General features: G+C 35.8%; 10 protein-coding genes and 12 tRNA genes. 20 read left to right on the top strand and 2 right to left on the bottom strand.

Annotated elements, in window-relative coordinates:
• The first annotated feature begins 9 nt into the window (after positions 1-9).
• The 13 genes from AC4BB7_RS10320 (at position 10) to AC4BB7_RS10260 (ending at position 3,576) form a co-directional block, all read left to right on the top strand.
• Positions 10-98: transfer RNA gene (locus tag AC4BB7_RS10320), tRNA-Ser, on the top strand.
• 15 nt (positions 99-113) lie between these two features.
• A tRNA-Glu gene (locus AC4BB7_RS10315) sits at positions 114-185 on the top strand.
• A 12-nt stretch (positions 186-197) separates the two neighbouring features.
• A tRNA-Val gene (locus AC4BB7_RS10310) sits at positions 198-270 on the top strand.
• Between the two features lie 9 nt (positions 271-279).
• Positions 280-353, top strand: a tRNA-Asp gene (locus AC4BB7_RS10305).
• A gap of 14 nt (positions 354-367) precedes the next feature.
• Positions 368-440, top strand: a tRNA-Phe gene (locus AC4BB7_RS10300).
• Between the two features lie 3 nt (positions 441-443).
• A tRNA-Tyr gene (locus AC4BB7_RS10295) sits at positions 444-524 on the top strand.
• Positions 525-533: 9 nt separating this feature from the next.
• Positions 534-604: transfer RNA gene (locus tag AC4BB7_RS10290), tRNA-Trp, on the top strand.
• Between the two features lie 13 nt (positions 605-617).
• Positions 618-690: transfer RNA gene (locus AC4BB7_RS10285), tRNA-His, on the top strand.
• Between the two features lie 31 nt (positions 691-721).
• Positions 722-794, top strand: a tRNA-His gene (locus AC4BB7_RS10280).
• Between the two features lie 14 nt (positions 795-808).
• A tRNA-Gln gene (locus AC4BB7_RS10275) sits at positions 809-880 on the top strand.
• A gap of 34 nt (positions 881-914) precedes the next feature.
• A tRNA-Cys gene (locus AC4BB7_RS10270) sits at positions 915-985 on the top strand.
• 16 nt (positions 986-1,001) lie between these two features.
• Positions 1,002-1,085: transfer RNA gene (locus AC4BB7_RS10265), tRNA-Leu, on the top strand.
• Positions 1,086-1,161: 76 nt separating this feature from the next.
• Entirely contained in the window at positions 1,162-3,576 is a 2,415-nt protein-coding gene (locus AC4BB7_RS10260; protein WP_490482956.1) for a bacterial Ig-like domain-containing protein, read from the top strand.
• A 70-nt stretch (positions 3,577-3,646) separates the two neighbouring features.
• Here AC4BB7_RS10260 and AC4BB7_RS10255 read toward each other — a convergent pair whose 3' ends face one another.
• On the bottom strand, positions 3,647-4,192 hold the full coding sequence (locus tag AC4BB7_RS10255; protein WP_086313426.1) for a PadR family transcriptional regulator: 546 nt from the start codon (positions 4,190-4,192) through the stop codon (positions 3,647-3,649).
• 122 nt (positions 4,193-4,314) lie between these two features.
• Between AC4BB7_RS10255 and AC4BB7_RS10250 the strand changes: the two genes are divergently transcribed.
• Positions 4,315-5,514 (top strand): MFS transporter, encoded by a 1,200-nt coding sequence (locus AC4BB7_RS10250; protein WP_490482955.1) that lies wholly within the window; start codon positions 4,315-4,317, stop codon positions 5,512-5,514.
• 147 nt (positions 5,515-5,661) lie between these two features.
• Here AC4BB7_RS10250 and AC4BB7_RS10245 read toward each other — a convergent pair whose 3' ends face one another.
• A complete protein-coding gene (locus AC4BB7_RS10245) occupies positions 5,662-8,325 on the bottom strand; it encodes a sigma-54-dependent transcriptional regulator (protein ID WP_490482954.1) in 2,664 nt (887 codons plus the stop codon).
• Between the two features lie 253 nt (positions 8,326-8,578).
• On the opposite strand from AC4BB7_RS10245, the gene AC4BB7_RS10240 reads away from it, so the two are divergent.
• From AC4BB7_RS10240 to AC4BB7_RS10215, 6 genes are all read left to right on the top strand, one after another.
• Positions 8,579-8,914, top strand: coding sequence for a PTS lactose/cellobiose transporter subunit IIA (locus tag AC4BB7_RS10240; RefSeq protein WP_490482953.1), 336 nt, complete (start codon positions 8,579-8,581; stop codon positions 8,912-8,914).
• A 23-nt stretch (positions 8,915-8,937) separates the two neighbouring features.
• Positions 8,938-9,240: a PTS sugar transporter subunit IIB gene (locus AC4BB7_RS10235; protein ID WP_086313422.1), complete on the top strand. Its 303-nt coding sequence runs from the start codon at positions 8,938-8,940 to the stop codon at positions 9,238-9,240.
• A gap of 23 nt (positions 9,241-9,263) precedes the next feature.
• Positions 9,264-10,523, top strand: a complete 1,260-nt coding sequence (locus AC4BB7_RS10230; protein ID WP_086313421.1) for a PTS sugar transporter subunit IIC — start codon at positions 9,264-9,266, stop codon at positions 10,521-10,523.
• Positions 10,524-10,535: 12 nt separating this feature from the next.
• Positions 10,536-11,588 carry a tyrosine-protein phosphatase gene (locus AC4BB7_RS10225; RefSeq protein WP_490482952.1) on the top strand — a complete coding sequence of 351 codons (1,053 nt, stop codon included), beginning with the start codon at positions 10,536-10,538 and terminating at the stop codon, positions 11,586-11,588.
• 263 nt (positions 11,589-11,851) lie between these two features.
• Positions 11,852-12,688: a BglG family transcription antiterminator LicT gene (gene licT / locus AC4BB7_RS10220; RefSeq protein ID WP_490482951.1), complete on the top strand. Its 837-nt coding sequence runs from the start codon at positions 11,852-11,854 to the stop codon at positions 12,686-12,688.
• 125 nt (positions 12,689-12,813) lie between these two features.
• Entirely contained in the window at positions 12,814-14,697 is a 1,884-nt protein-coding gene (locus tag AC4BB7_RS10215) for a beta-glucoside-specific PTS transporter subunit IIABC (protein ID WP_490482950.1), read from the top strand.
• Positions 14,698-14,715: the final 18 nt, after the last annotated feature.

The following is a 14,715-nucleotide window of genomic DNA, read 5'->3' as shown; positions in this document are numbered from 1 at the left end:
TTTAACTCTGGAGAGTTGTCCGAGAGGCCGAAGGAGCATGATTGGAAATCATGTAGACGGTGAACGCTGTCTCAAGGGTTCGAATCCCTTACTCTCCGTATTAAGTTTTTATTGGCCCGTTGGTCAAGCGGTTAAGACACCGCCCTTTCACGGCGGTATCACGGGTTCGATTCCCGTACGGGTCATTTATATTTATTGGAGGTTTAGCTCAGCTGGGAGAGCACCTGCCTTACAAGCAGGGGGTCGGCGGTTCGATCCCGTCAACCTCCATTAAATTACGGTTTGGTAGTTCAGCTGGTTAGAATGCCTGCCTGTCACGCAGGAGGTCGCGGGTTCGAGTCCCGTCCAGACCGTTTTATTAATTTTTGGCGCAGTAGCTCAGTTGGTAGAGCAACGGATTGAAGCTCCGTGTGTCGGCAGTTCGATTCTGTCTTGCGCCATTTGGAGGAATAGCGAAGTGGCTAAACGCGACGGACTGTAAATCCGTTCCTTAGGGTTCAGTGGTTCGAATCCACTTTCCTCCATTACATAGTAGGGATATAGTTAAACGGTATAACTACGGTCTCCAAAACCGTCATTGTGGGTTCGATTCCTACTATCCCTGTTAATAGTTTATGGCGATTGTGGTGAAGTGGTTAACACAGCGGATTGTGGTTCCGCCATGCGTGGGTTCGATCCCCATCAGTCGCCCTTAGCTTTTAAAATTATCATATGCTTTATGGCGATTGTGGTGAAGTGGTTAACACAGCGGATTGTGGTTCCGCCACGCGTGGGTTCGATTCCCATCAGTCGCCCTTAGTTCTAATATTGGGGTATAGCCAAGCGGTAAGGCAACAGGTTTTGATCCTGTCATGCGTTGGTTCGAATCCAGCTACCCCAGTTTTCTCTAATAGAGAATGTTTCATTTATAATATGGCGGTATAGCCAAGTGGTAAGGCAGAGGTCTGCAAAACCTTCATCACCGGTTCAAATCCGGTTACCGCCTTGCAAATTTATTTCATGCCGGCGTGGCGGAATTGGCAGACGCGCTGGACTCAAAATCCAGTGCCCGCGAGGGCGTGCCGGTTCGACCCCGGCCGCCGGTATAAAAGATAAGCCAACGTTGGTGAAACGTTGGCTTGTTTTTTAATATTTTAATACATTGGTTAAAAGGAGGTTATTATGAGGAAAATAAGAGTTTATTGTTTATTTATCTTGCTAGTTGGCTATATTAGTCCAATCATTGTAAGCGCCGAAGAGATCAACGAGCATAAACTAGATGAATCTGCAGAACAACACATAGAAAACAGTTCAGAAAAATTCAGTACATACGATAATGAAGCAGAAGAAGTTATGCCTCAGAAAGAGAGTACATTAGATACTTCAAGAAGTGTGCCTGAAGTATCTAATGAAATAAAAGAAGAAAAAAGTGGGAAAGTAATTGTTGCCTCAGGAATGTTCGGAACGAGTAAATGGCAAATAGATAATTCTGGAGCTTTACATATAGGTAGTGGTGACTTTATAAATACTAGAAATAGTTCACCTTGGTTTCCATATAGAAATCAAATTAATAAAATAGTTTTTGATGGACCTGTCAAAGCTAGCAGTAATTCTTCCAATCTTTTTTCAAATTTAGATCGAGTTGTCGAAGTTGAGAATCTTGGTGAGCTTGATACAAGTAATGTTACTCTAATGCGAGATATGTTTTCAAATACAAGTAGCTTAGTAAGTTTGGATTTATCTCATTTTGATACAAGCCGAGTAATTGATATGGGATTCATGTTTTCTTACGCAAGCAGTTTAACAAACTTAAATTTATCAAGTTTTAATACAAGCAATGTAGTTTATATGAGAAGTATGTTCTTTGGGACGCAAAATATAGATCATTTAGATTTATCAAACTTTGACACAGGTCATGTAGAAGATATGAGTGGTATGTTTATGAGAAGTGGAGTAAAAAACCTCGATATCAGTCGTTTTGATACAAGTAATGCAACAGACATGAGTGGTATGTTTAGTGGTCTTGATTTGGATGGTTTAGATCTATCTCATTTTGATACAAGCCAAGTGACAAACATGGCAGCTATGTTTGGCTGGAGTCAAATAACGAACTTAAATGTTTCTAGCTTTGAAACAGCTCAAGTCAAAAACATGGATGAAATGTTTACAGGGACTCAAATAGATAGTGTAGACTTATCCAGTTTTTATATAAATAATGTGAAAAATATGAATAATATGTTTAGTGGTAGCCAAATAAATAGTATCGATATATCTAATTTTGATACAAGTATGGTAGTTTATATGTATGAAATGTTTGCACGTATGAGTGAACTTAAACATATTAATCTTGGCGAAAATTTTCAATTTAAAGATGGAGTAACATTACCTTCTCCAAGTAATATTTTACCTTATTATGGAAAGTGGCAACGAGATCATGAAGGAATAGTCTATACATCAGAAGAATTAGCAAATCAATATGATGGTTTAACAATGAAGGGAAATTATTATTGGGCAGAAAAACAGCCCAAGTTAGAAGTCAGGGACTCTACAATTTATACGGGAGACGAATGGAATCCACGAGATAATTTTATTTCAGCTGCTGATGAAGAGGGGAATATCCTTTCATTTGATCCAGCTATGACTACTGATACTGTAAATACTGAGTTCCCAGGAACCTATGAAGTTACGTATACAAATAACAGCGTGTCTAAAACAATCATAGTGACTGTAAAAAAAAATCTAGAAACGATCGAGGCTGAAGATACTATCATTTATGTTAATGATAGGTGGGAAGCAAAAGATAGTTTTCTCTCAGCTACTAATAGAGATGGAGAGAGTATTGAGTTTAATGCTAATATGACTGCAGATACTGTGAATACTACTATTCCTGGAACGTATCCTGTAACTTATAAAAATGGAAGATCATCAAAAACAATTGAAGTGATTGTAAAAGAAAATAAAGAAAGTATTTATGCTAAAGATTCTCTTATTTATGTTGGAGATAACTGGGAAGGGTATGACAGTTTTGTATCAGCAACTGATAAGGATGGAAATGAATTATCTTATAATGATTCCATGCTATCTGGAGAAGTAGATACTAAAGTACCAGGGATATATAATGTTGATTATACCAATGGTGAAGCTACAATTAAAATAACGGTCACTGTCAAAGATAACCTAGCTAGTATTCAGGCTAACGACTCAACTATTCATGTTGGTGACAATTGGCATGCAGAAGACAATTTCAAAGGGGCAACAGATAAGGCGGGGGATCAGCTAAGTTTCAAAGATATAACCGTTACTGGAAAAGTCGATACCTCAAAAGCAGGTAAGTATGAAATAACATATGCTTATGATCAAGTTTCGATGACCATTTTTGTGTTTGTTGAGGAAAATAACGATGAGAGCAGTATTGATAAGGATAACTTCGGAGATAAAATGGATAACAATTTAAAAAATGAAAATAGTACTAAAAAGAATACTAATCATGTACTTCCTAAAACAGGCGAGCAAGTCCATATGTTGCCTATAGTATTCGGTCTATTTATTTCTATGTTATCTGTTATCATGTTGAAAATAAGAAGAAAAGTTTTATAATGCGTAAGAAAACGTAAAAAAGAGGAAAGGCACTGAGTTGTTTTTCCTCTTTTTTGGTGCACAAATAGTATCAGATACTAAGCTTTTTTGAGAATAGTTGTTCCACCTGTTCTTCAGCCCACTGACACCACCTCAGTTCTTCTTCACAAATACGTATTCTTCTTTGGATGACAAGGAAACGCCCAAAGTTTCTGTTCTGTTCAACAGGATCACTCAACTGTTCTATTTGTTCTTGCTTTTCTTGGTTTTGCTTTAAAATTTTCAGCTGATGCTGTCTTCTTTCAAAAAGTAGCCCTTTGACTGTGTGTTTATCTAGAATAGAAGCAACATAGATTTTAGCTAGAAATTCGTCTTTTTGAGAGGGCTCCTTGGTTTCTTCTTGAATCCAGAGATTAACAACTTCTTCTCCTTTTTTGGTCAAATGATAAATCTTTTTTTGTGTATGTGTGTCATCAGTTTCTACCGATACATATTCGTCTTTTAAAAGTTTCGCCAGAGAAGTGTAAATTTGACTGTGATGGGCTTCCCAAAAAAGAGCAAGGTATTGCTTTAATTCATAACCAGTACAAGGTTTTCTAACTAACATACAAAGTAAAATATAACTAAGAGTATTCATTGAAGCCAGTCTCCTTTTATTTTTTTCTTTATTATACCATAAAAATATGTGTATTAATAAACATGTAAATATTGACATGTTTATTTTTTTGTAGTATCTTTTTATAGAAAGAAGGGAAATAAATGGAAGAAACAGGTATTTTAGAGGAACAAGTGAAGATAGAAACTAAGGTGGGGTTGCGATCGGCATATGCAGTGGCATTTACATGTATGATTGCATTTATGGGAATTGGTTTAGTTGATCCTATTTTGAAAACAATTGCTAGACAATTAGATGCAACGCCAGCTCAAACAACTTTATTGTTTACGAGCTACATGTTGGTGACAGGAGTCATGATGTTGTTTACTGGTTTTATTTCCAGTCGAATAGGTGCAAAGAAAACATTGATTTTTGGACTTATTATCATTATAGGATTTTCATGTTTAGCTGGTTTTTCTGAAACAATTGAAGGACTGATTTATTTACGTGCGGGCTGGGGTTTAGGAAATGCTTTATTTATTTCAACTGCTTTATCAGCTATTGTGGGTGTGTTAGCCGGGCAAACAGAGAAAGCAATTATCATGTACGAAGCATCTATGGGACTTGGAATGGCTATTGGTCCGTTGCTTGGTGGTGTATTAGGAAGCATGTCTTGGCGTATGCCATTTTTTGGTGTAGCTACTTTGATGCTTATTGCAAGCTTTGCGATTGGTCTTTTATTGACTCCTATCGCTAAACCAAAGAAAAAAGTTACTCTTTGGGCAGGGATCAAAGCTTTAGGTAATCATAAATTACGTTCAGTTGGCATTATTGCACTACTATATAATTTTGGTTTCTTTACCTTATTAGCATATGCACCATTTTTACTGGAAGGATTTTCTGAAATGCAAATTGGATTTGTCTTTTTTGGTTGGGGCGCATTATTAGCTATTGCATCGGTATTCATTGCACCTATTTTAGAAAAACAGATCAATACGTATCGTACGATTTTACTTGCATTATTTTTATTCTTTGCGTGTTTGTTCTTTATTGGCTTCAGCGCCCAAAAACCTGGATTGGTTGCAGCAGGTGTTATCATGGCAGGCTTTTTCCAAGGTCTGATCAATACACTTTTGACAACTATTGCTATGGAGATACCTGAGATCGAAAGAAGTGTAGCATCATCTTCTTATAGTTTTATTCGTTTTTTTGGCGGAGCGATTGCGCCATTTATTGCTGGTAAGCTAGCGGAAATTTGGAATACAAGTATACCCTTTTATTTTGCTGCCTTTATGGTTCTAATAGGTCTTGTATTTGTGGTCGTTCATAATCAATATTTTGCTACAGAAGAAGAGTATGAATAGAAGAATTTAAAAAACGCAGCATCTCTGAGAACTTCGAAGATGCTGCGTTTTTACTAATATTAGTATTACATTTTTAGGTATTTAATAAATTCAATATACAAACGAACGATCTACTATCGTTATAGTAATAGTTTTTGTAGCTGGAAATCAAATAAACGATTCGCTCATAAAAAAAGCAGTGATATAAAAGATTTCATCTTTAGGAATAGAAATGGCATAATAAGCTTCTAAAAATTGACTATTTTTTTGAACAATAGAAATTTCATTTGAATATTTTTCCTTAAATGTTAAAGTTTGCGGGAAAGTACTGACATTTTTTCCTTGTTTTAAACGATCGATCATACAAACGATATGACAAGACAATCCAATTTTTATTTCATAAGAGATAGCAGGATTGATTTCTGCCGCCATCGTTTCCACCCATTCTCGAATCGATAGAATCAAATTCTCACCATCTTTATATTCCAACATAGTTGCAATATTTAGACGCATGCCTTCAAAGGCGATTTCATAATCGATAAGTGATTGGATTTTTTCTGTTTTTGTTTCGTCTAGTGCATCAGTAATTGAGAAATGCGGTGCAGTGAAAGGATATTGAAACGTACCGATCGTACAGATTATTTTTCCAGATTGGCTTAAGTTTGCGACAGTTCGTTCAAGTAATTTTTGATCTGTGATTTGTAAAGATACAATTTCACAAGCAGCACCTCTCAAATTCAAACGGCTACTTAGCATTTTTTTGATCATTTGAGCCGATCCTTCTCCAGTAGTGCATAAAGTGAGTATATATAATTTCGACGGACTTTTTTCTTCTGAATGTTTTTTATAAGTAGAAAGTCCTCTGATATTTATAGTTGCTTCAAATATTTCATTTAGCCCATAGCCAAGAGAGGCTTTTCTACTCGCTTCTAAGACATGAAGTGTACTAACTAATTCAATACAACGGATTTGAATATTTAATTTTTTCTCTAATTCATCACTGAAATTAATCAAAGAGCCCATGTCTACTAGTAAAAGAACGTCTTTTAACTGCTCTTTTGAAGAAAGATAATTTTGTATATTGGTCAAAGCGGTAATCGGTTTCTCGTCAAGACTCATATCAAAACCTACAGCTATTTGTTCACCCAAAAGCTTATTAACAACTGTCGCCATACTGGTTGCCGTGGATTCCCCATGAGCCACAACAATGACTTCGACCTTCGCTCTTTTTTTACTTTTATTTTCATCGGTTGTAAAAAATAATGCAAGAAAGGCAACTTCATCTTCAGGTAGTTGAATACTAAAATCAGTCTCAATAACCGAAAGACAATGCTGTGCTGTTTCAAAATGTCTAGGATATTCTTTTTTTATCTCAGAGATTCTTGGGTTAATGATAGTCTGACCTCTTTTTATTCTCTGAATCGTGTTATATAGATGAAGAGAGAGTCCATAACGAACATTATCAGGTAGATAAACATTCAATAATCGAGAGGCTTTTTCACAGACTTTATTAGCAGTTGCCACAATTTCTGATCCGACTATCTGTTCTAAATTAGTTAAATCGATTGTTGAATCATTATCATATGAACGATAGTAATTAGTGATCGTGGTATCGATAATCTCAGAAGTTTGGGAAAAATCAAGACCGATTCGTTCCATATCATTCATTTTTTGTTCAATGATTTGGTAGATATCATTTCCGTTCGGCGTATCTTTAGGTAAAAAAAGAGTGGTTTCTTCTTCATTAAAAAGAAAAAATCGAGCATTCATATTTGGTAAAAGTAACCATATTTTTTTTCGGTCTTCATTGTTGTAAAGACCTTCACGGATATAATGTGGTAATTCATAACTACCTATTTTAATAGTTCCTTCTTGTCGAGCAATAAATTGCGCATAAGCTTTTGCACAAAGCAACTGAATATCTGCTTTTAGTTGACCTACATTATTTGGACAATGATAGCCTAATAATGCTCGAATCGTATTGGTGGAAACTTCTATCGCTGTCCCTAATTTTTTAGTCTCCATTTGGAAAAAAGTTGCAATCAAGCCTAGTCGTTCTTCTAGTCCTCGTTCAATTAAGCTTGGGATTTCGATTCTCATTGGAATTCTACGAATAAAGGTTTGTAGTAAAGAGGAAGAGGTATCTTCCGTTGTTGCACAAACGAGTAGTACTTGTGCCTGTCTTTCACTACTGGTCTCACCAAGTCTTCGATAAACGCCGCGGTCAATAAAAGTAAACAACATTTCTTGTCCTTCAGGAGGAAGGCGGTGAATTTCATCAAGAAATAGGATACCCCCATTGGCTTTTTCTAATAAGCCAGTTCGATCACTTTCTGCACCTGTATAAGCACCCTTGAGAACACCAAAAATAGAGCCGACCAATAATTGAGGGTTGTTGGCATAGTCAGCACAATTGAAGGTAACAAAGTTAGAATCCGCTTTCACTTTGTTTTGAGAGACTGCATAAGTATAAATCAATTCGGCGAACATACTTTTTCCGACACCTGTTTCGCCAGTTAATAAAATATGCATGCCATTTGGCGGGTATAAGACAGCAGCTTTAGCCTGTTCACCACAGTGAAACAAACTGGGGCTTTTTTTGATGAAGTCATCTAAGATATTCGTTTCAGCTTTTTCTTTTGGATTAGTTGAAAAGAAAAAAACAGGCTTCGTTCCATTTTTTTCTGCTTTGCCTAATTTAACTAATTGATTTAAGTCACTACTAACATTTGCTCGTGTAATGTTTAATTGTTCTGCGATTTCACTTGCTGTGACTGGTGTTTTTTCAGAATATTGGCGTAGTAATTCTGCCACTTTATCGATTCTTTTCATTTTTCCCCGACCTTTGATAAATATGTGTTTTTGTGTTCTATGGATTAAGTATACTGGTGTGAAATGAAATAGTCAAAGTCATGTGTTTTATTCTTGACAATGTGTTTTATCGCTGGGTTGGAATGTGTTTTTTTTTAGGAAATATGAAACACATTTGATGAGAACCTTGTTTCATAGCCTTTCTAATCGTTTGGCACGTTTATTGCTTATATAAATATGACAACGTAACGAGTGTTTGAAAGGAGAATGTCAAATGATTTCAGAGACAGATGTAATGCAAATTATTGTGTATGCTGGCAATGCCAAGTCACTGGCAATGAATGCAATCAAGGAAGCAAAAGGTGGAGAAATAGAGGGTGCCAAAAAAATGTTGGAGGAAAGCAAGAGCAATCTGAAAATTGCACACCAGCATCATACAGATATTTTACAGAAATTTGCGAACAATCCAGAAGAACCAGCAAATATGTTTTTGACTCATGCACAAGATCATATGATGGCCGCTATCACAGCAACAGATTTTTCAAAAGAATGTATCGATTTACATGAAGAGATACAAGAAATGCGTATTTTAATTAAACAGAATGCATAAAATAAAAGGAAAAGGTGATTAGGATGAAAATTACATTAGCGTGTGCAGGTGGAATGTCAACAGGAATGTTAGTTAAGAAAATGGAAGAATATGCGAAATCCCAAGGAATCGAAGCAGATATTTCAGCCTGCGGACTTAGTGAATTAGAAGAACGAGTAACAGGTTCGGATATTATCTTGTTAGGACCTCAAGTTGGTTATCAATTGGACGATGTGAAAAAAGAATATCCAACTATTCCAGTACTTGTGATTGAAATGATGGATTATGGCATGATGAATGGGGAAAAAGTCTTTAAGAATGCTCAAGAAGTTATTGCATCTAATTAGGGTTAGTTAAAGGAGGAGTACAAATGTCAGAAACGAAAAAAAGTTCATTTACTAATGGGTTGAACGTATTTGTCAATAAGTTTTCAAATAATACGTTTGTTAAAAGTATTGCGAATGGTATGATGATGACGCTGCCGATTACCATTGTGGGAAGTTTGACAACAATAATCGGCATGATTCCAGGTTTGCCAGAAATCGTTGTGAAGGCTTGTTCGCTTGGCACATCAATTTCAAGTAATTTAATTACGATTTATGTGATTATTGGTATTTCAAGTGCAATGGCCAAAGAGAAAAAAGGTGATATGATTTCTTCGATTATCTTAGCGTTAGCGTCGTTCTTCGTTTTAACACCAATAACTGCATTTGATATTGGTAAAGAGAAACCGGCGATGGCTTTTGAATTAACCTACCTAGGCTCAAAAGGGATTTTTGTTGGAATGATCGTTGCATTGGTTGTAACGTGGGTGTTTGCTAAGATGGTCGAAAAGCGTATCACGTTTAGAATGCCAGAGAGTGTTCCTACAGCAATCGCTAAAACATTTGAAGCAATTGTTCCTGCTGCAATTATTTTTATTGTTGTTATTCTAATAAGTACAGCATTCGCTGAGACGAAATTTGGAAATGTTCATGATTTTATTTATACGAATCTTCAAACACCACTGGAATCTTTAGGTGGTTCAATATGGTCTGCACTATTTATTATGTTCTTATCAGAATTGCTATGGTTTTTTGGTATTCATGGAAGTATGGTTGTAGGTTCTGTTATCGCTGTTTTATTTACAACTCAAGCATATGCTAATATGGAAGCAGTAGCGGCTGGAGAAGTAGCGACAAATATTATCAATTCATTCTTCTTAGATGCTTTTAAAGGCCCTAGAGCTTTAGCATTAGCTGTGATTTTAGTATGGATGAGTAGAAGCGAAAAGTTCAAGTCGATTGGTAAGATCTCTTTAGTGCCTAGTATTTTTGGGATTACTGAACCAATGAAATTTGGTATTCCGATGATCATGAATGCGGTCATTTTTATTCCTTTAACTCTTTCGGCAGCTGTTTGTGTAGGAATTGCTTATTTGGCAACGATTATTGGGTTTCTACCAGTTATTAGCGTGAATGTTCCTAAAAATCTGCCGACCTTCTTATCTGGTTTTATGGCCGCTGGTTGGCAAGGATTAGTCGTTCAGCTGATTCAATTTGTTGTGGTATTATTATTGTATCTGCCATTTATGAAAAAATTAGATAGTCAAGGTGTTGCTGATGAAGCCGCAACTCTTGAAAATAATTAGGAGCGTGAAATAATGCAAACACTTCAAGTGAAAAGAGAAGAAGATGAGTTAGCAATCTATATTCCTGAAATAGCTGAGCTTCCTGTAAATGTTTACTATGGAGCTGATAGTTCAGGAAAAACCGAGTCTAATTATATAGAATTCACTGAAAAAGGTTGGCAAAAAGTGATTGATCCTAATTCTAAAGAGCGAAATTACTTTAAATTAAACATAAATTCAGAAACCTTTATCGGAGCTGAACGACGCTTACCGTTAAGAAACTTGTATAACTGTCGTGATATGGGAGGTTATCTAACGAAAGATGGTCGTTTAACAAGCTGGGGAAAAGTCTTTCGTTCAGATGCACTTCATCAAATCGATGGGGCAGGACAAGCCTATATCGAACGTATGGGCGTTAAACGAATTATTGACTTTCGTTCACCAGAAGAGATTGCAAAAGACCCAAATAAAGCGATTTTAACCAGTGAGATGTTCAATTTCAATCCCCATGCCGATGTTGCCCAACAAGCTAGTACGCAATCAGTTTCTAAGAAAGATGAAGATAAAATCATTCAATTAGAAAAAATGGTGAAGACTGAGGCAGGTCGAGCTCAGTTAATCAAAAACCGTAACATCATGATTAAACAGATGGAACAATTAGTATTAGGAGAAAATGCTATTGAAGCATATAAACATTTTTTCGAAATACTATTACAAGATTCTGTCACACCATTGATATTCCACTGTCAAGGTGGAAAAGATCGGACTGGCTGGGCTGCAGCATTGTATTTAGGTGCACTAGGCGTTGGAAAGGAACAAATCTATGAAGATTACCTACTGACGGATAAGATGAATGCCCCGAGAAATGCTAAAAGAATGGCTATCTACAAAAAATATACTGACAATGAAGATGTTTTAGCTTTTTTAGCCTCACTTCAGCAAACCAGAAGAGACTATCTTGATGGGGCGTATACAACGGTAGAAGAAGGTTATGGTACGATAGAGCATTATTTAAAGGAAGTATTAGAGATAGATGCTACACAATTGGAGATTTTAAGAACTAGATACTTGTATCCAATCGAATAGATAAAATTATGAAAAGTCAAAATAGTGAGATGGAATCAGTAATCTGTCTCGCTATTTGTTTGCGATAAGTAACAAAATAGTTGATTTACAAATTTAGTTCATCCTAAAAACTAAACGTTGTTTTTTCCTATGTTGACAACGCTTTACTTTCATGTTTTAATAACAAGAGAAATTAAGATTGTTACTGAATTTTCAGGCTATACTTCATTTCTTTTTATCAACATTTAATTAGCTAGCTGATCTAATCTCATTGAGGGGACAATATGGAAGTAAAAAAAGTAATCAATAATAATATTATAAAGTCTCTTGATGCTGACGGGCTTGAAGTGCTAGTGATGGGTAAAGGGATTGGCTTTAAGAAAAATATCGGTGATGTCATTGATGATACTCTTATAGAAAAAGTGTATACAAGCAATGCCGATTTAAATACAAATAAGCTTACTCAGCTATTAGCAAACGTTCGTTTAGAGCATCTACAGGTGGCAAATGAAATTATTGGTTTTGCTAAAGTTTCCTTAGGCAAAAAGTTGAACGAAAATATCTACCTGACGCTGACAGATCATATCGATTATGCGATTGAGCGTCACAGTAGCGGCTTACCTGTTAGAAATGCACTTCTTTGGGAAATCAAACGTTTTTACAATCATGAATACTTGATAGGAAAAGAAGCGTTGAATATGATTTCCAATCGTCTGGGAATTGTGTTGCCTGAAGATGAAGCAGGTTTTATTGCATTGCATATTGTTAATGCAGAACTTGATTTATCCCAGGTCAGCCAAGTCTCTGAAATGACAAAAGTCATTCAAAAAATCATCAATATTGTTAAGTATCATTATAAAACTGATTTAGATGAATACACATTAAATTATGAGCGGTTTATTACGCATTTAAAGTTTTTTGTACAGCGTTTATTTAGCGGTATAGAGTTAGACAAAGATAAAGACGAAGGATTCTTGTTTATGTTAAAGGAAAAATACCAAGAAGAATACCTTTGTGCATTGAAGATCCGTGAATATATCAGCAAAGAATTTGGTCGTGATTTACAAGAAGATGAGATGATTTATCTCACTATTCATATCAGAAGAATTACCAACAATTAAAGGATTGTTACTGCATTAAAGCAGGCTATACCTAAGAAAAATCTCTTTGGAATAAGAGGTTTCTTAGGTATTTTTTTATGTTACTAATTTACACGATTTAATATTTAAAATTTGGGGGATGAATAATGAATTATCAAGAATTAGCACAAACGATTATTGAAAAAATCGGTGGCAAACAAAATATTACGGGACTAACTCACTGCGCTACAAGACTACGTTTCAATTTGAAAGATGAGAAAAATGCGCAAACAGAGGAGATAAAAGATACAGCTGGCGTAATGGGTGTTGTTTCAAAGGGCGGACAATATCAAGTCATCATTGGTAGTGATGTTGGTAGTGTCTATAAAGAAATTTTAAAGGAAGTACCTTCTTTAGATGGAGAACCAACTGAATCTGATGAGAAGGATGATCGTGGGACTGCTTCGAAAATTATCGACACGATTACAGGTATTTTCACACCGATTTTACCAGCAATTACAGCAGCAGGGATGTTAAAAGCTGTTTTGTCACTATTAGTTGTTTTTAATGCAATCGACAAAACGGGACAAACGTACATTATTATTGATTTTATGGCAGATTCGGCTTTTTACTTTTTACCTATTTTACTAGCAGCATCGTCTGCACAAAAATTTAAAACCAATATGTATCTAGCGATGATGGTAGGAGGAATTTTACTGCATCCAAACTTCGTTGGAATGGTTAATGCAATCAAAGAAGCTGGAGAAGGTGGTATTCATTTATTTGGATTACCAATATCTGCAGTAACGTATGGATCATCTGTTATTCCGATTATTTTGGCGGTTTGGTTTATGTCCTATGTTGAACCAATTGCTGATAAAGTGTCACCTAAAGCAATTAAGTTTTTCAGTAAACCATTGCTTACAATTGCGATTGTTGGAACGGTATCATTAGTCGTTATTGGACCTGTTGGTTATTTCATTAGCGATGGTATTTCAAATGGAATCAAAGCATTAGAAAACTTCAGCCCGTGGTTAGTTCCAACCATTATTGGTGCGTTGACACCATTGTTTGTAGCTACAGGAACTCACTATGGCTTAGTACCGATTGGGATTAACAATCGAATGACAACAGGATATGACAGTGTGATCTATCCAGGTATGTTGGCGTCAAACCTTGGTCAAGGAGCTGCTTCATTAGCGGTTGGTGTGAAAAGTAAAGATTCTTCAATCAAACAAGTAGCTGCTTCAGCTGGTTTAACTGGTTTGTTTGGGATTACTGAGCCTGCTCTATACGGGGTTAACTTGAAATATAAAACACCTTTATATGCGGCAATGATCGGTGGTGGAATCGGTGGTTTATTTATGGGAATCACTCGAGTGAAAAACTTTACTGGTGGTTCACCAGGTTTGTTGACACTCCCAAGTTACATTGGTGATGATACGTTAAGTCATTTATATATGGCTTGTATCGGAGCGGCTATTAGTATTGTGATCTCTTTTGTGATTTCTTATATTTTATATAAAGATCCAGTAGTTGAAACAACAAAAGTAATACCCAATAAAAGTGAAGATACTTCCTCTTCTGACATAAGTTCTATTACAGAAGTTGCTACACCGATTAAGGGTGAAATAGTTGCTTTGAGTTCAGTCGAAGACGGTATGTTTTCAGAAGAAATTTTAGGTAAAGGATTTGCTGTTAAACCAGTAGAAGGCGTAGTTTACGCACCAGTTTCAGGAACTGTAACAGCCATTTTTGATACTAAACATGCAATTGGCTTAACTAGTGATTCAGGAGTGGAGTTATTGATCCACATTGGTATTGACACGGTCCAATTAAATGGGGATGGGTATGAATACTTTGTTGAAAAAGGTCAAAATATTGAAATTGGTGATAAATTAATTGAATTTGACTTAGAAAAAATTACTGAAAAAGGCTATAATATAATTACACCCGTTGTGGTAACAAATTCAACAGACTTTGGTGATATTATTACGTTGACCAAAGCCTTGTCTGAACCAGGTGAACAAGTAATGAAGGTTATTCGATAAGAAGAATCCCTTTATTCT

Source organism: Enterococcus sp. AAFC-DPL-5182 (assembly GCF_058216605.1).
The sequence above is the reverse complement of the archived record's forward strand: the minus strand, read 5'-3'. Positions and strand labels throughout refer to the sequence as shown.

Coding starts and splice junctions, on each gene's coding strand:
- AC4BB7_RS10245 (WP_490482954.1), bottom strand. CDS start 8,325: ATGAAAAGAATCGATAAAGTGGCAGAATTACTACGCCAATATTCTGAA.
- AC4BB7_RS10225 (WP_490482952.1), top strand. CDS start 10,536: ATGCAAACACTTCAAGTGAAAAGAGAAGAAGATGAGTTAGCAATCTAT.
- licT (WP_490482951.1), top strand. CDS start 11,852: ATGGAAGTAAAAAAAGTAATCAATAATAATATTATAAAGTCTCTTGAT.
- AC4BB7_RS10215 (WP_490482950.1), top strand. CDS start 12,814: ATGAATTATCAAGAATTAGCACAAACGATTATTGAAAAAATCGGTGGC.
- AC4BB7_RS10230 (WP_086313421.1), top strand. CDS start 9,264: ATGTCAGAAACGAAAAAAAGTTCATTTACTAATGGGTTGAACGTATTT.
- AC4BB7_RS10235 (WP_086313422.1), top strand. CDS start 8,938: ATGAAAATTACATTAGCGTGTGCAGGTGGAATGTCAACAGGAATGTTA.
- AC4BB7_RS10250 (WP_490482955.1), top strand. CDS start 4,315: ATGGAAGAAACAGGTATTTTAGAGGAACAAGTGAAGATAGAAACTAAG.
- AC4BB7_RS10255 (WP_086313426.1), bottom strand. CDS start 4,192: ATGAATACTCTTAGTTATATTTTACTTTGTATGTTAGTTAGAAAACCT.
- AC4BB7_RS10240 (WP_490482953.1), top strand. CDS start 8,579: ATGATTTCAGAGACAGATGTAATGCAAATTATTGTGTATGCTGGCAAT.
- AC4BB7_RS10260 (WP_490482956.1), top strand. CDS start 1,162: ATGAGGAAAATAAGAGTTTATTGTTTATTTATCTTGCTAGTTGGCTAT.